We start from the raw sequence: 23,919 nt of genomic DNA on the forward strand, positions 1-23,919 counted from the left end.
ATTATAGAACTTCTGGAGCTAGAGAAACGATCTTCATGAAACTATTGTCACGTAATTCACGAGCAACAGGTCCAAAAATACGAGTTCCACGTGGGCTCTTATCGTCACGGATAATTACACATGCGTTTTCATCAAAACGAATGTAAGAACCGTCAGGACGACGCATACCACGTTTTGTACGGACAACAACAGCCTTAACGACTTCACCTTTTTTAACAACGCCTCCTGGTGTTGCCTGTTTAACTGTACAAACTATAACATCACCGATGTTAGCATATTTACGGCCAGACCCACCTAGGACTTTAATTGTTAGCACTTCACGAGCACCTGAATTGTCAGCGACTTTTAAACGAGATTCTTGTTGAATCATGTACGGTACCTCCCTTCGGAATTAGCTTAATCCGAACTATATTAAATAATTACTGCTTTTTCTACTACTTCTACAAGACGGAAGCGCTTCGTAGCTGAAAGTGGACGAGTTTCCATAATACGTACTACGTCGCCAGCTTTCGCTTCATTTAGCTCGTCATGAGCTTTTAACTTTTTAGAGTATTTCACGCGTTTACCGTATAAAGAATGCTTTTTATAGGTTTCTACAACTACTGTAACTGTTTTATCCATTTTGTCGGATACTACGCGTCCAGTGTAGATTTTGCGTTGGTTGCGTTCGCTCATTCTGCAAACCTCCATTCATTATCGATTAGTGACACCGATCTCTCTTTGACGAACAACTGTTTTCATACGAGCAATCGATTTGCGAACTTCACGGATGCGAGCTGTATTTTCAAGTTGTCCAGTAGCTAACTGGAAACGAAGATTAAATAGTTCTTCTTTAAGAGATTTTAGTTTTTGTTCAATTTCAGCAGTGGTTAGATCTTTGATTTCATTAGCTTTCATTTGTTTCACCACCAATTTCCTCTCTTTTTACAAACTTGCATTTGATTGGAAGTTTGTGTGCTGCAAGGCGCAATGCTTCTCTTGCCACCTCTTCAGATACACCAGAGATTTCAAACATAACTTTGCCCGGTTTAACTACTGCTACCCAACCTTCAGGAGCACCTTTACCGGAACCCATCCGTACTTCAAGCGGCTTAGCTGTGTAAGGTTTGCTTGGGAAGATTTTGATCCAAACTTTCCCTCCACGTTTCATATAACGAGTCATCGCAATACGAGCTGCTTCGATTTGACGGTTCGTGATCCAGGAAGCTTCTTGAGCTTGAAGTCCAAATTCTCCGAAATGAACTTCAGTGCCGCCTTTAGCCATCCCTCTCATCTTACCGCGGTGTTCACGACGGTATTTTACGCGTTTTGGCAATAACATATTATTTTCCTCCTTCCTCAGATTTCTTCTTAGTAGGAAGAACTTCTCCACGGTAGATCCAAACTTTCACGCCTAGCTTACCGTAAGTAGTATCTGCTTCAGCATGAGCATAATCTATGTCTGCACGAAGTGTGTGAAGTGGAACTGTTCCTTCGCTGTAATGTTCAGCACGAGCAATATCGGCACCGCCAAGACGACCAGAAACTTGAGTTTTGATTCCTTTTGCTCCAGAACGCATAGTACGTTGGATAGCTTGCTTTTGAGCGCGACGGAATGAAACACGGTTTTCTAGTTGACGAGCGATGTTTTCAGCAACCAATTTTGCGTCAAGATCTGCTCTTTTAATTTCAATGATATTGATATGAACTCTTTTGCCAGTCAGCTGGTTCAAAGCTTTACGAAGTGCTTCGACTTCAGTACCGCCTTTACCGATAACCATTCCTGGTTTAGCAGTGTGGACAGATACATTGATACGGTTAGCTGCACGTTCGATTTCAACCTTTGAAACTGAAGCATCATTTAGACGTTTCGCGATATATTCACGAACTTTGATGTCTTCATGCAAAAGAACTGCGTAGTCTTTATCAGCGTACCATTTGGATTCCCAGTCACGGATTATCCCGATACGCATACCGATTGGATTTACCTTTTGACCCACAGATTACCCCTCCTTCTTTTCTGATACAACGATTGTAATATGACTAGTACGTTTGTTTATAGCACTCGCACGACCTTGAGCGCGAGGACGGAAACGTTTTAATGTTGGTCCTTCGTTAACGTATGCCTCTGAAACGACTAGGTTATTAATATCCATTTCGTAGTTGTGTTCTGCATTTGCGATAGCAGATTTCAGAATTTTTTCTACGACTGGAGAAGCAGATTTTGGTGTTAAGCGAAGAATCGCTACTGCTTCACCTACTTGTTTTCCTCGAATTAAATCTGCGACTAAACGCACTTTACGAGGAGCAATACGAACTGTTTTAGCGACAGCTTTAGCTTGCATGAGATGCCCTCCTCTCATTAACGTCTTGTTTTCTTGTCATCACTTGCGTGACCTTTATAAGTGCGTGTAGGCGCGAATTCGCCTAGTTTGTGACCTACCATATCTTCTGTTACATAAACCGGCACATGCTTACGACCGTCATAAACGGCGATTGTGTGTCCGATGAATTGCGGGAAGATTGTTGAGCGACGAGACCAAGTTTTTACTACCTGTTTCTTGTCAGCTTCATTTAATTTTTCAACTTTTACCAATAAATGATCATCAACAAAAGGCCCTTTTTTTAAGCTACGACCCATGCGAGTACCTCCCTTCGTGACTGTTCTACGGTTCTATATATGAACCGTAGCTCAATCCCGTTATTTTTTACGACGACGTACGATAAATTTATCGGATTTGTTTTTCTTCTTACGAGTTTTGAATCCAAGAGTAGGTTTACCCCATGGAGACATTGGTGATTTACGTCCGATTGGTGATTTACCTTCACCACCACCGTGTGGGTGATCATTCGGGTTCATTACAGATCCACGAACTGTTGGGCGTTTACCTAACCAACGGTTACGGCCAGCTTTACCAATGTTGATAAGTTCATGTTGTTCATTACCAACTTGACCGATTGAAGCACGGCAAGTAGCAAGAATCATACGAACCTCACCTGAGTTTAAACGTACAAGTACATAACGACCTTCTTTACCAAGTACTTGAGCAGATGTTCCTGCTGAACGGACTAATTGTCCACCTTTTCCTGGTTTAAGTTCGATGTTATGAATTACTGTACCAACTGGGATGTTAATAAGAGGTAGAGCGTTACCCACTTTAATGTCAGCTTCTGGACCTGACATAACTTCCAAACCTACTTCTAGGTTTTTCGGAGCTAGGATATAACGTTTTTCTCCATCAACGTAATTAATTAATGCAATGTTTGCAGAACGATTTGGATCGTACTCAATAGTAGCAACGCGTCCTGGTATACCATCTTTATTCCGTTTGAAATCGATGATACGGTATTGACGCTTGTGGCCGCCACCTTGATGACGAACTGTTAACTTACCTTGGTTATTACGGCCGCCTTTGCTGTGTAAAGGAGCAAGTAATGATTTTTCCGGTTTGTCTGTAGTGATCTCAGCAAAATCCGAACTTGTCATATTACGTCGACCGTTAGAGGTAGGTTTATACTTCTTAATCGCCATTTGTATTTCCCTCCTTCTCTAATGAATTAAGCTTCGAATAGCTCGATTTCTTTGCTGTCAGCAGTTAATTTAACAATAGCTTTACGGCGCTTGTTAGTATAGCCTGCATGTTTGCCCATGCGTTTGAATTTACCTTTGTAGTTCATGATGTTTACTTTCTCAACTTTAACGCCGAAAATTTCTTGAACAGCATCTTTAACTTGAGTTTTATTAGCTCTAACATCAACTTCAAAAGTATATTTCTTTTCAGCCATTATGTCTGAAGAGCGTTCAGTGATTACGGGGCGCTTAATGATATCGCGTGCATCCATTATGCAAGCACCTCCTCTACTTTTTCGACAGCTGATTTAGTCAAGATCAATTTGTTGTGTGAAACAACATCAAGAACATTAAGACCATCAGCTTCAACTACAGTAACACCAGGGATGTTACGTGCAGAAAGAGCAACTTTCTCATCTAAACCGTCAGTAACGACTAATGTTTTAGTGTCAACAGAAAGGTTTTTAAGAACCGCTACAAACTCTTTTGTTTTTGGTGATTCGAAAGACAAGCTTTCAAGTACCAAAATGTTCTCTTCCAATGCCTTTGCAGACAATGCAGATTTAATAGCTAAACGACGTACCTTTTTAGGCAACTTGTAAGAGTAAGATCTTGGAGTTGGTCCAAAAACAATACCACCGCCACGCCATTGTGGAGAACGTATAGAACCTTGACGCGCACGTCCAGTTCCTTTTTGTTTCCAAGGTTTACGTCCACCGCCTGCTACTTCAGAACGGTTTTTAACTTTGTGAGTTCCTTGACGTAAGGAAGCTCGTTGCATGATGATTGCTTCAAATAATACGTGATTATTAGGTTCGATACCAAAGATGGATTCATTTAGTTCGATGTCGCCAACTTGGGAACCTGTTTGGTTGAACAATGTAACTTTTGGCATTCTATTGCTCCTCCTTTCTCAGAAATTACTTTGCTTTAACAGCAGATTTAACTTTGATCAATGCTTTTCTAGCACCAGGTACATTACCTTTGATCAATAGTAGGTTACGTTCAACATCAACTTTAACGATAGCTAAGTTTTGAACAGTGATTTGTTCTCCACCCATACGTCCTGGTAAAAGTTTACCTTTGAATACGCGGTTTGGAGCTACAGGACCCATTGAACCTGGGCGACGGTGGTAACGAGAACCGTGAGACATTGGTCCGCGAGATTGTCCATGACGCTTGATAGAGCCTTGGAATCCTTTACCTTTTGAAATTCCTGATACATCTACTAAATCGCCTTCAGCGAAAATACTTACATTGACTTCTTGACCGATCTCATATTCAGTAAGATCCGTTCCGCGGAATTCGCGAATGAAGCGCTTAGGAGTAGTATTTGCTTTTTCAACATGGCCCTTTTCAGGTTTGTTAGAAAGCTTTTCACGTTTGTTTTCAAAACCAACTTGAACTGCTTCATAGCCATCAGTTTCAACAGTTTTCTTTTGAAGAACCACGTTATTAGCAGCTTCGATAACTGTTACCGGAATAAGTTCACCGTTTTCAGCAAAAACTTGAGTCATACCGATTTTTCTTCCTAAGATTCCTTTGGTCATAAGTCACACCTCCTAGAGTAATTGTTCATATTTATATGAATTATAATTTGATTTCAATGTCAACGCCTGATGGTAAATCTAAACGCATCAATGAATCAACTGTTTGTGGAGTTGGATTAACGATGTCGATTAGACGTTTATGCGTACGCATTTCGAATTGTTCACGAGAGTCTTTGTATTTATGAACCGCACGTAGGATCGTGTATACCGATCTTTCAGTAGGTAATGGAATCGGACCAGATACAGCCGCACCAGAACGTTTTGCAGTTTCAACAATTTTCTCAGCAGATTGATCAAGAATTCTGTGATCATATGCTTTTAAACGGATACGAATTTTTTGTTTTGCCATAATTTTCCCTCCTTTTCGCCTATTTTAAAATAGACCTTCTCAATGGAAATTTCCCACACACTCGCCATGGCAAAGCGGCCGGGTGTGTCAGCAACCTTCCATATCATCGCAGTCAAAGACCAACATTGTCTATTATACATATAACACAAGTAAAATGCAAGTTAAACTTAAATTTTTCTTGTGCAACACACTTTTATTATTATACATACTATCACAAGCATTTACAAGTACATTCTACGTGGTCTTTCATATCCATTTTCTTCATTTCGAAAATGCACGTGATCCTCATAAAATGCGCTTCATTTTTTACAGATATTATAGAAGAAAGGATGAATATCTTCAAAAACAAAAAAAAGCAGATGGCGTCCCATCTGCTTTTCTCGGAAGGCGTCCCTTCCATTATTCAATATTGTATCAATTACTCAGTGATTGTAGCAACGACGCCAGCGCCTACAGTACGTCCACCCTCACGGATAGAGAATTTAGTACCTTCTTCGATAGCGATTGGAGCGATAAGTTCTACAGTCATTTCAATGTTGTCTCCAGGCATAACCATTTCTACGCCTTCAGGAAGGTTACAAATACCAGTTACGTCAGTTGTACGGAAGTAGAACTGAGGACGGTAGTTTGTAAAGAATGGAGTGTGACGTCCACCTTCTTCTTTAGAAAGAACATAAACTTCAGCTTTGAACTTTGTGTGTGGAGTGATAGTGCTTGGTTTAGCAAGTACTTGTCCACGTTGGATATCTTCACGGGATACACCACGAAGTAGTGCACCGATGTTGTCACCAGCTTCAGCATAGTCAAGAAGTTTACGGAACATCTCAACACCAGTTACTGTTGTTGGTTTAGACTCTTCGTTGAATCCGATGATGTCAACAACGTCACCGACTTTAACTTGTCCACGCTCAACACGTCCTGTTGCAACTGTACCACGACCAGTAATAGAGAATACATCCTCAACTGGCATCATGAATGGTTTGTCAGTGTCACGAGTTGGTTCTGGAATATACTCGTCAACAGCAGCCATTAATTCATGAATTTTTTCTTCCCATTCAGCGTCTCCTTGAAGAGCTTTTAGAGCAGAACCTTTGATAACTGGAATGTCATCGCCAGGGAATTCGTATTCAGATAGAAGATCACGGATTTCCATTTCTACTAATTCAAGAAGTTCTTCGTCATCAACCATATCGCATTTGTTCATGAATACTACTAGGAATGGTACACCTACTTGACGTGAAAGAAGGATGTGCTCACGAGTTTGTGGCATTGGGCCATCAGCAGCAGATACTACTAAGATTCCGCCGTCCATTTGTGCAGCACCAGTGATCATGTTTTTAACATAGTCAGCATGTCCTGGGCAGTCAACGTGTGCATAGTGACGAGTAGCTGTTTCGTACTCAACGTGTGCAGTAGAGATTGTGATACCACGTTCTCTTTCTTCTGGAGCACCATCGATTTGGTCATAAGCGCGAGCTTCTGCGCCACCAGATTTAGCAAGTACAGTTGTGATTGCAGCAGTTAGAGTTGTTTTACCATGGTCAACGTGACCAATTGTTCCAACGTTAACGTGCGGTTTTGAACGATCAAATTTAGCTTTTCCCATTAGGAATTCCTCCTTAAAATTATAAATAAAAGATTAAGTATATAGGGCTGTGAAAGAAGACTAATTCTTCCATCACAGCTTACATAAGATAGTTATACTTTAATAAGAGATGAAAATCAATTATTCACCTTTATTTTTTTTGATGATTTCTTCAGAAATGCTCTTAGGTACTTCTTCATAATGATCGAAGTGCATAGAGAATGTTCCGCGTCCTTGAGTGTTAGAACGTAAAGATGTAGCATATCCGAACATTTCAGATAGTGGAACCATCGCTTTAACCATTTGCGTGTTACCGCGAGCTTCCATACCTTCTACACGACCACGACGAGATGTGATATCCCCCATGATGTCGCCTAGGTAATCTTCTGGAATAACTACTTCCACTTTCATGATTGGTTCAAGGATGACAGGCTTACATTTAGATGCTGCATTTTTAAGTGCCATAGATGCAGCGATTTTAAATGCCATTTCGTTGGAGTCAACGTCATGGTAAGATCCGTCAAATAATTTTGCTTTGATGTCGACTAGCGGGTAACCAGCAAGTACACCACGGTCAAGTGAATCAACTAATCCAGCTTGTACAGCAGGGATGTATTCACGTGGTACTACACCACCGACAATAGCATTTTCAAATTCGAATCCTTTACCTTCTTCGTTTGGACCAAATTCAATCCATACGTGTCCGAATTGTCCACGACCACCTGATTGGCGAACGAATTTACCTTCAACTTTAGCTGAACCACGGAAAGTTTCACGGTATGCTACCTGAGGAGCACCAACGTTAGCTTCCACTTTAAATTCGCGACGCATACGGTCAACAAGGATATCCAAGTGAAGTTCACCCATACCAGCGATAATCGTTTGACCAGTTTCTTGGTCAGTATGCGCACGGAATGTTGGATCTTCATCTTGTAGCTTTTGTAAAGCTTGACCCATTTTGTCTTGGTCTGCTTTGGATTTCGGTTCAACTGACAGTGAGATAACAGGCTCTGGGAATACCATGGATTCAAGAATTACTTGGTTCTTGTCATCACATAGCGTATCACCAGTTGTAGTATCTTTCAAACCAACAGCAGCGGCGATATCCCCTGCATATACAGTTGAGATTTCTTCACGGCTGTTTGCGTGCATTTGAAGGATACGTCCAATACGTTCACGTTTACCTTTAGTTGAGTTGATTACATAAGATCCTGATTCTAATGTACCTGAGTACACACGGAAGAATGTAAGTTTACCAACGTAAGGGTCAGTCATAACTTTAAACGCTAAAGCCGAGAACGGTTCAGAATCATCTGAATGACGTTCTACTTCTTCTTCTGAATCCGGTAATGTACCTTTGATAGCTGGTACATCCAATGGAGATGGAAGGAAGTCGATAACGTTATCAAGCATTAATTGAACACCTTTGTTTTTGAAAGCTGATCCACAAATAACAGGGAAGAATTCAACATTAACGGTTGCTGTACGAATAGCTGCTTTTAATTCAGCAATGCTGATTTCTTCGCCGCCAAGGTATTTTTCCATTAAGTCTTCATTAACTTCTGCTACTGCTTCAATTAACTTCTCACGGTATTCTTCAGCTAATTCCCGGTGTTCTTCAGGAATTTCACCGATAGTGATATCAGTTCCTAGGTCATTACCGTAGAAATGAGTTTTCATTTCAATAAGGTCGATGATTGCAGAGAATTGATCTTCTGCTCCGATTGGTAACTGAACTGGGTGAGCGTTAGCTTGTAAACGGTCGTGGATTGTTCCAACTGAATACAAGAAATCTGCACCGATTTTGTCCATTTTGTTTACGAATACGACACGCGGTACACCGTAAGTTGTAGCTTGGCGCCAAACTGTTTCAGTTTGAGGCTCAACACCTGATTGGGCATCAAGTACAGCTACAGCTCCATCAAGTACGCGCAAAGAACGTTCAACTTCAACTGTGAAGTCTACGTGTCCCGGTGTATCGATGATGTTTACACGGTGACCTTTCCACTGTGCAGTTGTTGCAGCGGAAGTGATCGTGATTCCGCGTTCTTGTTCCTGTTCCATCCAGTCCATTTGTGAAGCACCTTCGTGCGTTTCACCAATTTTATGAATTTTACCAGTGTAATATAGAACACGTTCTGTTGTTGTCGTTTTACCAGCATCGATGTGAGCCATGATACCGATATTACGAGTGTTTGCTAAGGAGAACTCTCTTGCCATTTGTCTTTCTCCTTCCTTCTATAAGGATTTTATAGTGTTTGATCTTACCAGCGATAATGTGCGAAAGCTTTGTTGGCTTCAGCCATTTTGTGAGTATCTTCACGTTTCTTAACTGCTGCTCCAGTGTTGTTAGCAGCATCCATGATTTCATAAGCTAAACGCTCTTCCATCGTTTTTTCTCCACGAAGGCGAGAGTAGTTTACTAACCAACGAAGTCCTAGAGTCGATTTGCGGTCTGGACGCACCTCAACTGGTACTTGGTAGTTAGCTCCACCCACACGGCGTGCTTTTACTTCTAGTACTGGCATGATGTTTTTAAGTGCTTGATCGAAAACTTCGATCGGCTCATTGCCAGTACGTTCTTTGATTAAATCAAATGCAGAGTAAAGAATTTTTTGTGATTTACCTCTTTGTCCATCAACCATTAATTTGTTGATTAAGCGAGTCACAAGTTTTGAATTATATATTGGATCTGGTAATACGTCTCTTTTCGTTACAGGTCCTTTACGAGGCATTATATTTCCTCCTTTCAAGAAAGTTCAATTTTTGTTTAAGATTATTTTTTTGCTGCTTTCGGACGCTTAGTACCGTATTTAGAACGGCCTTGCATACGATTGTTAACTCCAGCTGTATCAAGAGCACCACGTACGATATGGTAACGTACCCCTGGTAAATCTTTTACACGACCGCCACGGATAAGAACCACGCTGTGTTCTTGTAGGTTGTGACCGATACCTGGGATATAAGCTGTTACCTCGATACCGTTTGTTAAACGTACACGCGCATATTTACGTAACGCGGAGTTTGGTTTTTTCGGTGTCATAGTACCCACACGAGTGCAAACACCACGTTTTTGCGGAGATGATACGTTAGTTTGTGCTTTTTTAAAGCTGTTGTAGCCTTTGTTAAGTGCTGGAGATTTTGAATTAACCTCTTTAGACTCGCGTCCTTTACGCACTAATTGATTAATAGTAGGCATTACATTTTTCCTCCCTTCACGTTTTCATTTCTAGTACCACACATCCAGGTGGTTCATAAATGGGTAAAAACAAAGTCTTTGCAAATATAATTGCAAAAACATCTTTACTTTTTGATGGCAACAGTTGCTGCTCCGACATCAATACCACATGCTTTGCCAAGCATTCTCATCGAATCAACATATGTGATAGGAACATCCAATTCTTTGGCGGTCTCAACGACACGCCCAGTCAAGTATATATCTGCATCATCAGCGATGATAACTTCTTGAATTAAATTGTTTTTAAGAGCTCTAACTGCTTGCTTCGTCCCTATAATCACTGACTTTGCCTGTATTACTTTTTCATAAGACATGGTCCATATCCTCCAAAGTTACAGGGTAACATAGGAGCACCTTTGCTATAGTATCATTATAAGTCGGATACTGTCAACTTCTTTCAAAAAATTAATTCAAGCAAAAGGTTTTCCTTACATAATTCTATTAAGATTATCAATTTGCCTAAACGGAATATATCAAATCCCCATACTGCTTTTCAGTCAGCCATGAGTAATAAGAGAGACCAGCTCAATAAACTCTGATCCTACAGCTCCAATGGGAAACAGGAGTGGAGTTTTCAGTTTAAATTATTGAGCTGGTCCTTTTTCCTTTAATCCACCGTTACGGTATCGGCATTTTCGTCACCAACAACGACAGGGTTTGCTTTTCTGTATCTAAGCATTCCTGTTCCTGCAGGGACAAGTTTACCGATGATGACATTTTCTTTAAGTCCAAGCAATTCATCACGTTTTCCTTTAATTGCTGCATCAGTCAAGACTCTAGTTGTTTCTTGGAATGACGCGGCGGACAAGAAGGAATCCGTTTCTAGGGATGCTTTTGTGATACCTAGCAACACAGGGCGTCCTGTAGCCGGTAATTTGTTGGTAAGCAATGCATCAGTGTTTGCAGTAGTGAACTGGTTAACATCCAATAATGTTCCTGGAAGCACTTCAGTTTCACCTGCATCAAGCACACGGACTTTACGCATCATTTGTCTAACCATTACCTCGATATGTTTATCGCCGATTTCAACACCTTGCATCCGGTATACTTTTTGAACTTCATGAAGCAGGTATTCCTGAACAGTAAGCACGTCTGTAACCTTCAGCAATTCTTTCGGATCGATGGAACCCTCAGTCAACTCTTCACCACGACGGACAGGCGTATCGACAGTTACTCTTAAACGAGCTGTGTACGGCGCAGTATACGTGCGTGATTCAACAGCACCTTGAACAACGATTTCCTGTTGTTTATCCCGAATTTCATTAATCGAAACAATCGTTCCTTCGATTTCGGAAATGACAGCTTGACCTTTCGGATTTCTCGCTTCAAATATCTCTTGGATACGAGGAAGACCTTGAGTGATATCGTCCCCGGCAACCCCACCTGTATGGAATGTACGCATCGTCAACTGTGTACCAGGTTCTCCGATTGATTGAGCGGCAATAATACCGACTGCTTCGCCCACTTCAACTTCTTGACCGGTAGCCAAGTTACGTCCGTAACATTTTTTACATACACCATGGCTGGTATTACATGTAAATGCGGAACGGATCCACGCTGTTTCAATTCCAAGTGATTCAATATAGTTAGCAAGATCTTCAGTAATAAGGTCGTTTTCAGCCACGATTACTTCATTTGTTTCTGGATGTCTGATCGCTTTTCTTGCATAACGGCCGATTAGGCGCTCTTCAAGATGCTCAATTATTTCAGTACCCTCTCTCAAGGCTGAAATTTTCAAGCCGCGGTCAGTTCCGCAATCGTCATCACGGATGATGACATCTTGTGCAACGTCAACAAGTCGACGGGTAAGGTAACCGGAATCGGCTGTTTTAAGCGCTGTATCGGCAAGACCTTTACGCGCACCATGTGTAGAGATGAAGTACTCCAACACTGTTAAACCTTCACGGAAACTTGATTTGATCGGTAATTCAATGATACGTCCAGCCGGGTTGGCCATCAAACCACGCATACCCGCAAGCTGCGTAAAGTTGGAAGCATTACCACGGGCACCGGAGTCACTCATCATGAAGATCGGGTTGCGGCGGTCCAGTGAGTCCATAAGTTTGGACTGAATGGTATCCTTGGCAGCACTCCAAATCGAAATGACGCGATCATAACGCTCATCCTCAGTAATAAGACCGCGTCTGAATTGTTTCAAGACGTTATCCACTTTGGTTTGAGCCTCAGTGATGATTTCTTGTTTTTCTTTTAAAACGACGATATCAGCCACACCAACGGTAATACCAGCTTTTGTCGAATATTTGAATCCAAGATCTTTCATCCGGTCAAGCATTTTGGATGTTTCGGTAATTTTAAAGCGTTTAAAGACTTCCGCAATGATATTTCCAAGAATTTTTTTCTTGAATGGATCGATTGCAGGTTGGGCCTTAATCAACTCAGGGATATTAGCGCCTTTTTCCACAAAATATTTCTCTGGAGTTTTCGTTTCCAAATTATATCGTGTCGGTTCGTTAATATACGGGAATGATTTAGGCAAAATCTCATTGAAGATCAATTTACCAACAGTCGTAATGAGAAGTTGGCCGTTTTGTTCTTCAGTGAAAGTTTCGTTATTTAGTGACGATGCATGTACGGCACAACGAGAATGTAAGTGTACATATCCGTTTTGGTATGCAAGTAATGCTTCACTTGTATCTTTAAAGATCATACCCTCACCGATAGCGCCTTCTCTTTCCAATGTTAAGTAATAGTTACCTAATACCATATCTTGAGAAGGTGTAACGACAGGTTTACCATCTTTAGGGTTCAAAATGTTCTGTGCTGCAAGCATAAGCATGCGCGCCTCAGCTTGGGCTTCAGAAGATAGAGGAACGTGGACCGCCATTTGGTCACCATCAAAGTCAGCGTTGTAAGCTGTACATACGAGCGGATGCAAACGAATTGCGCGACCTTCAACTAAAGTTGGTTCAAATGCTTGGATCCCAAGTCTGTGAAGAGTCGGTGCACGGTTCAATAGTACTGGGTGTTCTCTAATAACTTCTTCTAATACATCCCAAATTTCAGGAGATAAACGTTCAATTTTACGCTTAGCGGATTTGATGTTATGTGCCAGGCCTCTTTGAACAAGCTCCTTCATAACGAATGGTTTGAATAATTCAATCGCCATTTCTTTTGGAAGACCACATTGGTACATCTTTAAATTTGGTCCGACTACGATAACGGAACGGCCAGAATAATCAACACGTTTACCAAGAAGGTTTTGACGGAAACGACCTTGTTTACCTTTTAACATGTGAGATAAAGATTTTAACGGACGGTTACCAGGTCCAGTTACCGGACGGCCCCGACGGCCATTATCGATAAGAGCATCGACAGCTTCTTGCAGCATACGCTTCTCATTTTGAACGATAATGCTTGGTGCTCCAAGGTCCAGTAATCTTTTCAACCGATTATTACGGTTGATAACACGGCGATATAAATCATTTAGATCAGATGTGGCAAAACGTCCTCCATCAAGTTGAACCATAGGACGAAGTTCCGGTGGAATGACCGGAAGCACGTCAAGGATCATCCATGAAGGCTCATTTCCGGAGTTACGGAATGCTTCAAGCACTTCCAAGCGTTTGATTGCACGGGTTCTGCGTTGTCCTTGAGCTGTTTTAAGCTCCTCTTTCAACGACTCTACTTCCTTTTCCGTATCAATATCTTGCAAAAGTTTTTTAATAGCTTCCGCACCCATGGCAGCTTGGAATTTCTTACCGTATTTTTCACGGTATGTACGATATTCCTTTTCGGAAAGAAGCTGTTTCTTTTCTAAAGTTGTATCGCCCGTTTCAGTTACGACGTAAGATGCAAAGTAAATAACTTCTTCCAAAGCCCGCGGAGACATGTCAAGTACAAGTCCCATACGGCTAGGGATTCCTTTAAAATACCATATGTGTGAAACTGGAGCTGCCAGCTCAATATGACCCATACGCTCACGACGCACCTTAGCACGAGTGACTTCAACGCCACAACGGTCACAGACTACGCCTTTATAACGAACACGTTTATATTTTCCGCAATGACATTCCCAGTCCTTTTGAGGTCCAAAAATTCTCTCACAGAATAAACCGTCTTTTTCTGGCTTTAACGTACGATAGTTGATTGTTTCTGGTTTTTTAACTTCTCCATGAGACCAAGAACGAATCTTGTCTGGTGAAGCAAGACCAATTTTCATATACTCAAAATTATTAACGTCTAACAAGGGGCCTACCTCCCTTTTAATCTCCAGGTTTAACCCTTGATTGCCGTCAAATATCAGGCAATCTTACACCGGATGATGGTTGATTGAATCAATAAGGCTCTAACAAGGCAGCATGATCTTCAAATGAACATCTCACTGCCAGTCAGAGCAGGTAATATATAACTAGATATGTTTATATTTAATTTTATTCTTTGACAGGTGCCCCTACTTCGGAAGCAACCATATCCTTAGTTTCTGAATCAAGGCTTAATTTGTCGGCTTGGTTAGCATCATCTTCATCTTCCAAATCACGCATTTCGATTTCACGATCTTCAGCATTGAGGATTTTAACATCCAATCCTAAACTTTGAAGCTCTTTAATCAATACTTTGAAGGACTCAGGAACGCCTGGTTCAGGGACATTTTCACCTTTGACAATCGCTTCGTACGTTTTAACACGACCTACGACATCATCTGATTTAACGGTTAGGATTTCTTGTAATGTATAAGCAGCACCATAAGCTTCAAGTGCCCATACTTCCATCTCACCGAAACGCTGTCCGCCAAATTGCGCTTTACCACCAAGTGGTTGCTGCGTAACAAGGGAGTAAGGTCCAGTTGAACGCGCATGAAGTTTATCATCGACCATATGTGCCAGTTTGATCATATACATGACACCAACTGATACACGGTTATCGAATGCTTCACCTGAACGGCCGTCATAAAGGACTGTTTTTGCATCACGGGACATCCCGGCTTCTTCAATCGTACCCCAAACATCTTCCTCAGTGGCACCATCGAATACAGGAGATGCTACATGAATGCCAAGTGCGCGTGCAGCCATACCTAAGTGAAGCTCCAACACCTGACCGATGTTCATACGTGAAGGTACACCCAATGGGTTTAACATGATGTCGACTGGAGTGCCATCTGGTAAATAAGGCATATCTTCTTCAGGAAGAATCCTGGAGATTACCCCTTTGTTACCATGTCGTCCAGCCATTTTATCGCCTTCATGGATTTTACGTTTTTGAACGATATATACACGTGCTAGTTGGTTTACACCAGGAGGCAGTTCATCGCCGTCTTCTCTGTTAAATACTTTAACATCAAGAACGATTCCGCCGCCGCCGTGAGGTACACGAAGTGATGTATCCCTTACTTCACGTGCTTTTTCACCGAAGATTGCATGTAATAGACGTTCTTCAGCAGTCAGTTCCGTTACACCTTTAGGCGTGACTTTACCAACGAGAAGGTCTCCGTCTTTCACTTCAGCACCCACACGGATTATTCCGCGCTCATCAAGATTACGAAGCGCATCTTCCCCTACGTTAGGGATATCACGTGTGATTTCTTCAGGTCCTAATTTTGTATCGCGTGATTCAGATTCATATTCTTCAATATGAATGGAAGTGTACACATCATCTTTAACCAATCGTTCACTCATGATGATGGCATCTTCATAGTTATATCCGTCCCATGTCATGAAGGCAACCAATACGTTACGTCCAAGTGCCAGCTCACCTTTTTCCATTGAAGGACCATCAGCAAGAATTTCACCTTTTACAACGTTGTCGCCAACACTTACGATAGGGCGTTGATTATAGCACGTTCCTTGGTTGGAACGAATGAATTTTAATAGACGGTATTTATCAAGGTTTCCTTTTACTTGCTTTCCGTCAACCTCACTTACCCTACGTACCCAAACTTCACGTGATTCAACGTGCTCTACGATACCAGGGTGTTTACAGATTACGGCAGCACCGGAGTCTTTCGCTGAAACATACTCCATACCCGTTCCTACTCGAGGGGCTTCCGGTTGCAGCAAAGGAACTGCTTGACGTTGCATGTTCGCTCCCATAAGGGCACGGTTGGAGTCATCATTTTCCAAGAAAGGAATACATGCTGTCGCAGCAGATACAACCTGTTTAGGAGATACATCCATGTAATCTACGCGGTCACGCGGAACAACGGTATTTTCACCACGGAAACGTGCAACAACATCATTATCAAGGAATGAGCCGTCATCTGACAGTCGTACATTCGCTTGGGCAACTACATAATTATCTTCCTCATCAGCTGTTAAGTAGTCAATTTGGCTTGTAATTTTACCTGTTTCAGGGTCCACACGGCGATATGGTGTTTCAATGAAGCCATATGGGTTAACCTTTGCAAAACTGGATAACGAGTTAATCAAACCAATATTCGGTCCCTCAGGCGTTTCAATCGGACACATGCGGCCATAGTGGGAATAATGAACGTCACGTACTTCAAAGCCAGCACGCTCACGTGTCAGACCACCAGGTCCCAATGCAGATAGACGACGTTTATGTGTCAATTCAGCCAATGGGTTCGTTTGATCCATGAATTGGGAAAGCTGTGAGCTTCCAAAGAACTCTTTAATGGATGCAATGACCGGACGAATGTTGATTAGTTGCTGTGGAGTGATTGTGTTCGTATCCTGAATGGACATCCTTTCACGGACAACACGCTCCATACGGGATAAACCAATTCTGAATTGGTTTTGCAGCAATTCACCAACTGAACGCAGACGACGGTTACCTAAATGGTCAATGTCATCCGTGATTCCCACACCATGCAATAAATTAAAGAAATAACTGATGGAAGAAATGATATCAGCCGGAGTAATGTTTTTGACCTGGTCGGTCACATAGGCATTACCGATGATATTGATCACTTTTTCACCTTCAGCATCGTTTGGCGCAAACACTTTAATAGGTTGAAGAAGAGTTTCTTCCTCTACTACACCGCCTGATGGATGGAATGTTTTGAATCCGATTCCACCTTCGATATGAGGCAGGATCCTATCAAGAGTCCGACGATCAAGCATTGTCCCTTTTTCAACGATGATTTCACCTGTTTCAGGATCAATCAAAGTCTCTGCAATACGTTGTCCGAATAAACGGTTCTTGATATGCAGTTTTTTATTAATTTTATAACGGCCTACATTAGCTAAATCATAACGTTTTGGATCAAAAAAGCGTGATACTAAAAGACTTTTCGCGTTTTCGACAGTAGGCGGTTCACCTGGGCGCAGACGCTCATAGATTTCTAGTAATGCTTTTTCCACACTCTCGGTGTTATCCTTTTCAAGAGTGTTGCGAAGGTATTCGTTGTCTCCGATCAAATCGATGATTTCTTGATCTGTTCCGAATCCAAGGGCACGCATCAATACCGTGATCGGTAATTTCCTGGTGCGGTCGATCCGGACATACACAACATCCTTGGCGTCTGTTTCATATTCGAGCCATGCGCCACGGTTAGGAATAACGGTCGCAGAGAATCCAAGCTTACCGTTTTTATCCATTTTCCCATTGTAGTAAACACTCGGTGAGCGCACTAATTGGGATACAATTACCCGTTCAGCACCATTGATGACAAATGTACCTGTTTCAGTCATCAGCGGGAAGTCGCCCATAAATACATCCTGGTCTTTCACTTCCCCTGTTTCTTTGTTAACAAGGCGCACTTTCACACGAAGTGGTGCAGAATACGTAACATCGCGTTCTTTTGTTTCTTCCACAGAATACTTCGGCTCAGCTAAGCTGTAATCGATGAATTCTAACGATAAATTACCTGTAAAATCCTCAATAGGAGAAATATCCTGGAACATTTCCTTTAAACCTACATCTAGAAACCATTGATAAGAAGCTGTTTGAATTTCAATCAGATTTGGAAGATCCAAAACCTCACTGATTCTTGCATAACTTCTACGTTGGCGGTGTCGTCCATACTGAACAAGTTGACCTGTCAACTGATTCACCCCTTAAATCAAGCGTTATAAGGATCCATTTGCCTCGGAAAAGGAATCATTTCCATAGACAAAAAGAAAATGGTTTTTATTTTAAAAACCACTATTTCTCATAAAACGAACTATTATTTATATATTTTTTCCATATTATCCATTGATTATACATCAATGGTATAAAAATTGCATAGTTACGGAATTATATATATGCATTTTATAATACTAACATAGCGAAAATTTAGAGTCAAACCTTTTTGGATAATAGTATATAGTAACCTTTTTTCTTAACGGGTACTTCAATATTTCCAAATAATTGCTCCATTTTATCCATTGCGGATGGAGCCCCTTGTTTTTTTTGAATGACAACCCATAATTCTCCACCAGCTACCAAACTGCGATAGCCTTCTTCTAAAATTTCGTGGACTACACTTTTACCTGCGCGAATGGGAGGGTTCGTAAGAATCGCCGCGAATTGATTGGAGGCAACTTTGTCAAAACGATCACTTTCGTAAACCTTCACATTTGAGATCCCATTTGAAGCCGCATTCTCTTTTGACAATTCAACTGCCCGGCTATTTATATCAATCATTTCAATCGTTCTATCGGGATAAGCTGCCGCAATCGATATTCCAATTGGCCCATAACCGCAACCAACATCGAGAATATCTCCTTCCACAGCTTCATCTAGGTTAAAACTTTCAACCAAAAGACGCGATCCGAAATCAACTTCCTTTTTCGAAAAAACACCATTATCACTTTTGAAGCGAAATGTACGTCCCTTTAATGTGAAATCCCAAAATTTCGGATTGCTTACGACATCCGGTTTATGTGAGTAGTAATGCTCTGTCAGAGTCATCTCCCCCTATCAGAAAGGAATATTGAAGATTTAATGAGAGAAGAGAATTGAAGAATGGATGCTTGCACGCCGGAATGTTCGAATAACGAAATCCTCGTTACTAAACCATTAACGGCTAGTTTCCGTCATTTCTTTAAAAATGAAGAAAAAAAGCCCGCCAGTGATAGCGAGCTTTTTGTTTATGCAAGATTACTTAACTTCAACGCCAGCTCCAACTTCTTCAAGTTTAGCTTTGATTTCTTCAGCTTCTTCTTTAGAAGCAGCTTCTTTGATTGCTTTTGGAGTGTTGTCAACAAGTTCTTTTGCTTCTTTAAGTCCAAGACCTGTAACTTCACGTACAGCTTTGATAACTTTGATTTTTTGATCTCCAGCAGATGTAAGGATTACATCAAACTCAGTTTTTTCTTCAGCAGCAGCGCCACCAGCAGCAGCTACAGCTACAGGTGCAGCAGCAGTTACGCCGAATTCTTCTTCGATTGCTTTTACAAGGTCGTTTAATTCTAAAACAGTCATATTTTTAACTGCTTCAATGATTTGATCTTTAGTCATTTTTATTTCCTCCTCGAAATGGTTGGTTTTTTTTGAATCAATAGGCTAGATAAGCGGTTAGCTTACGCGCCTTGTTCTTCTTTTTGCTCTGCAACAGCTTTTGTAGCAAGAGCAAGTCCGCGCATAGGTGCTTGTAGCACGCTGAGTAGCATTGAAAGTAGGCCTTCGCGTGAAGGTAGTTCTGCAAGAGCTTTAATTTCTTCAGCAGTTGCAACATTTCCTTCGATAACTCCAGCTTTGATTTCTAAAGCTTCATGTTTTTTCGCAAAATCGTTAAGGATTTTTGCTGGCGCAATAACATCTTCAGTTGAGAATGCAATTGCGTTTGGACCTGTTAATGATTCGTTCAAAGCGCTAAGTTCAGCACTTTCAGCAGCACGGCGAGTTAAAGAGTTTTTGTAAACTTTAAACTCAACGCCAGCTTCACGAAGTTGCTTACGAAGTTCTGTTACTTGAGCAACAGTCAATCCACGGTAGTCAACAACTACTGTTGATTGGCTTGAAGTTAACTTATCAGAAATCTCAGCAACGATTTTTTGCTTTTGTTCAATAATTGCGTTCATCCTTACACCTCCTGTAGATTTGCTTGAAAACATTTATACCGTTTCAAAGAAAAAGCCTTCATCTCTATTGCAGACATGAAGGCAGTAATTTCAAAAGTCATAGTCCAGGACTATTATTATCGAATTACCTCGGCAGGGAATTAAGCTCGTAATGAGCACCTACTGTCTACGGTACAAATAGTATTCATTTATTCACAACAAAACTTATTATAACAATAATAGTTTTGGTATGTCAATTATTATTTGAAAGTAGAAGGATCAACTTTCACACCAGGGCCCATTGTAGTTGTTACAGAAACGTTTTTCATGTAAGTTCCTTTAGCAGCCGCAGGTTTAACTTTTAATAATGTATCATAGATAGTAGTGAAGTTTTCCACTAGTTTAGCATCTTCGAAAGATACTTTACCGATTGGAGCATGGATGTTACCAGCTTTATCTACGCGGTATTCAACTTTACCAGCTTTGATTTCATTAACAGCTTTCGTTACATCGAAAGTTACTGTGCCAGTTTTAGGGTTAGGCATTAAACCTTTAGGTCCTAATACACGGCCAAGTTTACCAACTTCACCCATCATGTCTGGAGTCGCAACGATTACATCGAATTCGAACCATCCTTGTTGGATTTTGTTGATGTAGTCAGATTCGCCAACGTAGTCAGCACCAGCAGCTTCCGCTTCTTTTGCTTTTTCGCCTTTAGCGAACACTAATACGCGTTGAGTTTTACCAGTACCATTCGGAAGAACAACAGCTCCACGAATTTGTTGGTCAGCTTTCTTAGGGTCTACGCCTAAACGGAAAGCAACTTCAACAGTCGCATCGAATTTTGCGAAGTTTGCTTTTTTAGCAACTTCGATTGCTTCAGTTACAGCATAAGCCTTAGAAACTTCTACAAGCTTAGCTGCTTCAAGATACTTTTTACCTTTTTTCGCCATGATATAAATCCTCCTAAATTGTGGTTTTAACGGAATGACCTCCCACGAATAAAGGTTGCGAGTATCAATCGCAACCCCGTAGAAACAAATAGCAATTACATGGATTAGTCTTCGATGACAATACCCATGCTGCGAGCAGTACCTTCAACCATACGCATTGCAGCTTCTACGCTTGCAGCGTTTAGGTCAGGCATTTTAGTTTCAGCAATCTCGCGCACTTGATCACGCTTGACTGTAGCAACTTTTTTACGGTTAGGTTCACCAGAACCAGACTCGATACCAGCTACTTTCTTAAGCAATACTGCAGCCGGCGGAGTTTTTGTAATGAATGTAAATGAACGGTCTTCAAATACCGTGATTTCAACAGGAATAATTAGACCAGCTTGATCTGCTGTACGAGCGTTGAACTCCTTACAGAATCCCATGATGTTTACACCAGCTTGACCTAATGCAGGACCGACTGGCGGTGCCGGATTCGCTTTACCAGCAGGAATTTGCAATTTAACCATTTTAATTACTTTTTTAGCCACGAGACACACCTCCTTATAAGTCCGTGATGTGGTAATAGGGTAATACCCTCCCACTCATCTTGAATTCTTTATATATTAATAAAGAATGCTTGTATCGTTGAGGCCTAAAAATTTGAAACATACTGACCTTTGAAATTTTACCACTTTCAAAAGGCAATTTCAAGTTTTTTTCCGTTTATAATTTTTCCACTTGATTAAAATCAAGTTCAACCGGTGTATCACGACCGAACATATTGACTAGGACCCTTACTTTACCTTTGTCTTTATCAAGTTCTTCAATTGGCCCTGCAAAGGTTGCGAATGGTCCTTCTTTAACTTGGACCGTATCACCGATTTCAAAATCAACCTCGATTTTGCTTTCATCTACGCCCATTCGTTTAAGGACGACTTCAATTTCCTCAGGAAGCAACGCAGTCGGTTTTGACCCAGCTCCAGATGAACCTACGAAACCTGTTACGCCTGGCGTATTCCGTACAACATACCATGAATCATCCGTCATGATGATCTCAACCAATACATAACCTGGAAACACTTTCTTTTTTGTCACTTTCTTTTTGCCATCTTTAACTTCTGTTTCTTCTTCTTCTGGAACTACAACGCGAAAGATCTTGTCTTCCATCCCCATAGTTTCAACACGTTTTTCCAAGTTAGCCTTAACCTTGTTCTCATAACCTGAATAGGTGTGAACTACATACCAATTCTTTTCCATGTGTTAGGACTTTAACGTCCTTCCCTCCCTGCAATCAATCATTTTCTTTATTAATCTTTATCTTTGAACGTTTTAGCCAAAATACCATACCAGCGTCATCCCGACTCAACTAGAAAATATTGTGATGATTCATATTACAGCAGTGCTCGATTTTGAGCTTCTTCACTTATTAAAAAAGACAAATTAAAAAACCCGTTTCCGGGCTTTTCTGCTGACACATATTATTCTATCACTATTATACCTTATTTTTGAATCTCTTATTCAATAACTAAGCGAATTAATTCGGAAATGCCCAAATCGACCACTGTAAAGAACAAAGCCATGAACAATACAGTCGTTACTACCACGATTGTATATTTGGTAAGCTCCTTGCGTTTCGGCCAGCTTACTTTTCGCATTTCGCGAGCGACTCCGCTGAAAAATTCGGTAAAACGTTTCATGAATGTACCTCCAAGCTTTAGAAGCTTCTGTCAATCTATTTATAAAACGGTTATTTCGTTTCTTTATGAATCGAGTGTGAGTTGCACGTACTGCAAAATTTCTTGATTTCCAGTCGTTCGCCGCTTGTCGATTGTTTGCTCTCATAACTATAATTTCTTGAACCGCAATCACTGCATGCAAGAACTATTTTTTTTCGCATTAGATACACCTATCCTATCTACTATATCCATAAAACCTTATCACGGCTGTTTTTTATTGTCAATATCAAAGCGGGTTCCACCCATAATGGACACCGGAAATCAAAACATCGGATACATGACATCCATTAAAAATTTTAGTGAATAATAAACTTCCATGTGGAGAAGGGACAGATGAAATTAAGCGGAAAAAGCGGAGGGATTATAAACTGATTTCCCTTACTTCCAGATAGCGCTCGAGCTTTCTTTTCACCCGCTGAAGGGCGTTGTCGATTGACTTAACATGCCGGTTCAACTCTTCCGAAATTTCTTGGTAGGTTTGTCCATCAAGGTAAAGAGCTAACACTTTTCTCTCAAGATCACTCAGGAGCTCGGCCATCTTTAATTCGATATCGTCAAACTCTTCTTGGTTGATGATCAGTTCTTCCGGGTCCAAAACTTTCGTACCCGATATGATATCCATTAGAGTTCGATCCGATTCCTCATCATAAATGGGCTTGTCCAGGGAAACATAGGAATTGAGCGGAATATGTTTTTGACGTGTTGCTGTTTTGATAGCTGTAATGATCTGCCTCGTAATGCATAGTTCTGCAAATGCTTTAAAAGAAGATAATTTATCCCCTTTAAAATCACGGACGGCTTTATATAAACCAATCATACCTTCTTGCACGATGTCTTCCTTATCGGCACCAATCAAGAAATAAGTCCTTGCCTTCGCTCTTACAAAATTACGATACTTTTGGATCAAATAATCCAGCGCTTCACTGTCTCCAGTGTGCACCAACCCTATCAATTCATCATCCTCAAACTGCAGATACTTTTCGTTCAGCTTCATTCCGAATTTGAGACCCACATTATATCCCCCTGACCTGACTCAGATAGAAATATTATACAGCAGGTAAATTTTACCCGTCA

At 41.1% G+C, this 23,919-nt stretch carries 28 protein-coding genes and 1 other annotated feature; all 28 genes read right to left on the minus strand.

What is annotated here, in order from left to right; all coding sequences use genetic code 11:
- Position 1: 1 nt before the first annotated feature.
- On the minus strand, positions 2 to 370 hold the full coding sequence (gene rplN / locus BW986_RS27660) for a 50S ribosomal protein L14 (protein ID WP_076372863.1): 369 nt from the start codon (positions 368 to 370) through the stop codon (positions 2 to 4).
- A gap of 41 nt (positions 371 to 411) precedes the next feature.
- Complete coding sequence (gene rpsQ / locus BW986_RS27665) at positions 412 to 675, minus strand: 30S ribosomal protein S17 (RefSeq protein WP_034305007.1); 264 nt, start codon at positions 673 to 675, stop codon at positions 412 to 414.
- A gap of 18 nt (positions 676 to 693) precedes the next feature.
- Positions 694 to 897: a 50S ribosomal protein L29 gene (rpmC, locus tag BW986_RS27670; protein ID WP_034305010.1), complete on the minus strand. Its 204-nt coding sequence runs from the start codon at positions 895 to 897 to the stop codon at positions 694 to 696.
- The gene (gene rplP, locus BW986_RS27675) at positions 887 to 1,321 is read right to left on the minus strand and encodes a 50S ribosomal protein L16 (RefSeq protein WP_034305012.1); all 435 of its coding nucleotides are present in this window, start codon (positions 1,319 to 1,321) and stop codon (positions 887 to 889) included. The genes rpmC and rplP overlap by 11 nt, the downstream gene beginning before the upstream one ends.
- 1 nt (position 1,322) lies before the next feature.
- On the minus strand, positions 1,323 to 1,979 hold the full coding sequence (rpsC, locus tag BW986_RS27680) for a 30S ribosomal protein S3 (protein ID WP_034305014.1): 657 nt from the start codon (positions 1,977 to 1,979) through the stop codon (positions 1,323 to 1,325).
- A gap of 3 nt (positions 1,980 to 1,982) precedes the next feature.
- Positions 1,983 to 2,324, minus strand: a complete 342-nt coding sequence (gene rplV / locus BW986_RS27685; protein ID WP_034305017.1) for a 50S ribosomal protein L22 — start codon at positions 2,322 to 2,324, stop codon at positions 1,983 to 1,985.
- Between the two features lie 17 nt (positions 2,325 to 2,341).
- Positions 2,342 to 2,620 (minus strand): 30S ribosomal protein S19, encoded by a 279-nt coding sequence (gene rpsS, locus BW986_RS27690; RefSeq protein ID WP_034305018.1) that lies wholly within the window; start codon positions 2,618 to 2,620, stop codon positions 2,342 to 2,344.
- A 60-nt stretch (positions 2,621 to 2,680) separates the two neighbouring features.
- The gene (gene rplB / locus BW986_RS27695) at positions 2,681 to 3,511 is read right to left on the minus strand and encodes a 50S ribosomal protein L2 (RefSeq protein WP_076372865.1); all 831 of its coding nucleotides are present in this window, start codon (positions 3,509 to 3,511) and stop codon (positions 2,681 to 2,683) included.
- A gap of 26 nt (positions 3,512 to 3,537) precedes the next feature.
- Positions 3,538 to 3,822: a 50S ribosomal protein L23 gene (rplW, locus tag BW986_RS27700; protein WP_034305023.1), complete on the minus strand. Its 285-nt coding sequence runs from the start codon at positions 3,820 to 3,822 to the stop codon at positions 3,538 to 3,540.
- Complete coding sequence (rplD, locus tag BW986_RS27705) at positions 3,822 to 4,445, minus strand: 50S ribosomal protein L4 (protein WP_076372867.1); 624 nt, start codon at positions 4,443 to 4,445, stop codon at positions 3,822 to 3,824. The genes rplW and rplD overlap by 1 nt, the downstream gene beginning before the upstream one ends.
- A 25-nt stretch (positions 4,446 to 4,470) precedes the next feature.
- A complete protein-coding gene (gene rplC, locus BW986_RS27710; protein WP_076372869.1) occupies positions 4,471 to 5,100 on the minus strand; it encodes a 50S ribosomal protein L3 in 630 nt (209 codons plus the stop codon).
- Positions 5,101 to 5,140: 40 nt separating this feature from the next.
- Positions 5,141 to 5,449, minus strand: coding sequence for a 30S ribosomal protein S10 (rpsJ, locus tag BW986_RS27715; protein ID WP_019244375.1), 309 nt, complete (start codon positions 5,447 to 5,449; stop codon positions 5,141 to 5,143).
- A gap of 418 nt (positions 5,450 to 5,867) precedes the next feature.
- The gene (tuf, locus tag BW986_RS27720; protein WP_076372871.1) at positions 5,868 to 7,055 is read right to left on the minus strand and encodes an elongation factor Tu; all 1,188 of its coding nucleotides are present in this window, start codon (positions 7,053 to 7,055) and stop codon (positions 5,868 to 5,870) included.
- 120 nt (positions 7,056 to 7,175) lie between these two features.
- The gene (fusA, locus tag BW986_RS27725) at positions 7,176 to 9,254 is read right to left on the minus strand and encodes an elongation factor G (protein WP_076372873.1); all 2,079 of its coding nucleotides are present in this window, start codon (positions 9,252 to 9,254) and stop codon (positions 7,176 to 7,178) included.
- A 44-nt stretch (positions 9,255 to 9,298) separates the two neighbouring features.
- Positions 9,299 to 9,769, minus strand: coding sequence for a 30S ribosomal protein S7 (gene rpsG / locus BW986_RS27730; RefSeq protein ID WP_048677878.1), 471 nt, complete (start codon positions 9,767 to 9,769; stop codon positions 9,299 to 9,301).
- 41 nt (positions 9,770 to 9,810) lie between these two features.
- Positions 9,811 to 10,233, minus strand: coding sequence for a 30S ribosomal protein S12 (gene rpsL, locus BW986_RS27735; protein ID WP_034305038.1), 423 nt, complete (start codon positions 10,231 to 10,233; stop codon positions 9,811 to 9,813).
- A 104-nt stretch (positions 10,234 to 10,337) separates the two neighbouring features.
- Positions 10,338 to 10,586, minus strand: a complete 249-nt coding sequence (locus BW986_RS27740; protein WP_034305040.1) for a 50S ribosomal protein L7ae-like protein — start codon at positions 10,584 to 10,586, stop codon at positions 10,338 to 10,340.
- Between the two features lie 293 nt (positions 10,587 to 10,879).
- Complete coding sequence (rpoC, locus tag BW986_RS27745) at positions 10,880 to 14,479, minus strand: DNA-directed RNA polymerase subunit beta' (protein WP_076372875.1); 3,600 nt, start codon at positions 14,477 to 14,479, stop codon at positions 10,880 to 10,882.
- A 184-nt stretch (positions 14,480 to 14,663) separates the two neighbouring features.
- The gene (gene rpoB / locus BW986_RS27750) at positions 14,664 to 18,233 is read right to left on the minus strand and encodes a DNA-directed RNA polymerase subunit beta (RefSeq protein ID WP_076372877.1); all 3,570 of its coding nucleotides are present in this window, start codon (positions 18,231 to 18,233) and stop codon (positions 14,664 to 14,666) included.
- A gap of 238 nt (positions 18,234 to 18,471) precedes the next feature.
- Complete coding sequence (locus BW986_RS27755) at positions 18,472 to 19,077, minus strand: class I SAM-dependent methyltransferase (protein WP_076372913.1); 606 nt, start codon at positions 19,075 to 19,077, stop codon at positions 18,472 to 18,474.
- A gap of 195 nt (positions 19,078 to 19,272) precedes the next feature.
- Positions 19,273 to 19,632 carry a 50S ribosomal protein L7/L12 gene (gene rplL / locus BW986_RS27760; protein ID WP_034305050.1) on the minus strand — a complete coding sequence of 120 codons (360 nt, stop codon included), beginning with the start codon at positions 19,630 to 19,632 and terminating at the stop codon, positions 19,273 to 19,275.
- Positions 19,633 to 19,694: 62 nt separating this feature from the next.
- The gene (gene rplJ, locus BW986_RS27765) at positions 19,695 to 20,195 is read right to left on the minus strand and encodes a 50S ribosomal protein L10 (protein ID WP_076372879.1); all 501 of its coding nucleotides are present in this window, start codon (positions 20,193 to 20,195) and stop codon (positions 19,695 to 19,697) included.
- Between the two features lie 39 nt (positions 20,196 to 20,234).
- Positions 20,235 to 20,385 (minus strand) — a sequence feature (ribosomal protein L10 leader region).
- Positions 20,386 to 20,434: 49 nt separating this feature from the next.
- Positions 20,435 to 21,127, minus strand: a complete 693-nt coding sequence (gene rplA, locus BW986_RS27770) for a 50S ribosomal protein L1 (RefSeq protein ID WP_076372881.1) — start codon at positions 21,125 to 21,127, stop codon at positions 20,435 to 20,437.
- A 104-nt stretch (positions 21,128 to 21,231) separates the two neighbouring features.
- The gene (rplK, locus tag BW986_RS27775; protein ID WP_063235791.1) at positions 21,232 to 21,657 is read right to left on the minus strand and encodes a 50S ribosomal protein L11; all 426 of its coding nucleotides are present in this window, start codon (positions 21,655 to 21,657) and stop codon (positions 21,232 to 21,234) included.
- Positions 21,658 to 21,832: 175 nt separating this feature from the next.
- On the minus strand, positions 21,833 to 22,366 hold the full coding sequence (nusG, locus tag BW986_RS27780; RefSeq protein WP_048677866.1) for a transcription termination/antitermination protein NusG: 534 nt from the start codon (positions 22,364 to 22,366) through the stop codon (positions 21,833 to 21,835).
- 257 nt (positions 22,367 to 22,623) lie between these two features.
- On the minus strand, positions 22,624 to 22,806 hold the full coding sequence (gene secE, locus BW986_RS27785; RefSeq protein ID WP_076372883.1) for a preprotein translocase subunit SecE: 183 nt from the start codon (positions 22,804 to 22,806) through the stop codon (positions 22,624 to 22,626).
- Between the two features lie 50 nt (positions 22,807 to 22,856).
- The gene (gene rpmG / locus BW986_RS27790; RefSeq protein WP_076372885.1) at positions 22,857 to 23,006 is read right to left on the minus strand and encodes a 50S ribosomal protein L33; all 150 of its coding nucleotides are present in this window, start codon (positions 23,004 to 23,006) and stop codon (positions 22,857 to 22,859) included.
- Positions 23,007 to 23,206: 200 nt separating this feature from the next.
- The gene (gene sigH / locus BW986_RS27795; RefSeq protein ID WP_094246690.1) at positions 23,207 to 23,839 is read right to left on the minus strand and encodes an RNA polymerase sporulation sigma factor SigH; all 633 of its coding nucleotides are present in this window, start codon (positions 23,837 to 23,839) and stop codon (positions 23,207 to 23,209) included.
- Positions 23,840 to 23,919 lie beyond the last annotated feature (80 nt).

The organism is Peribacillus simplex (assembly GCF_900156045.1).
GTDB classification, from domain to species: domain Bacteria; phylum Bacillota; class Bacilli; order Bacillales; family DSM-1321; genus Peribacillus; species Peribacillus simplex_D.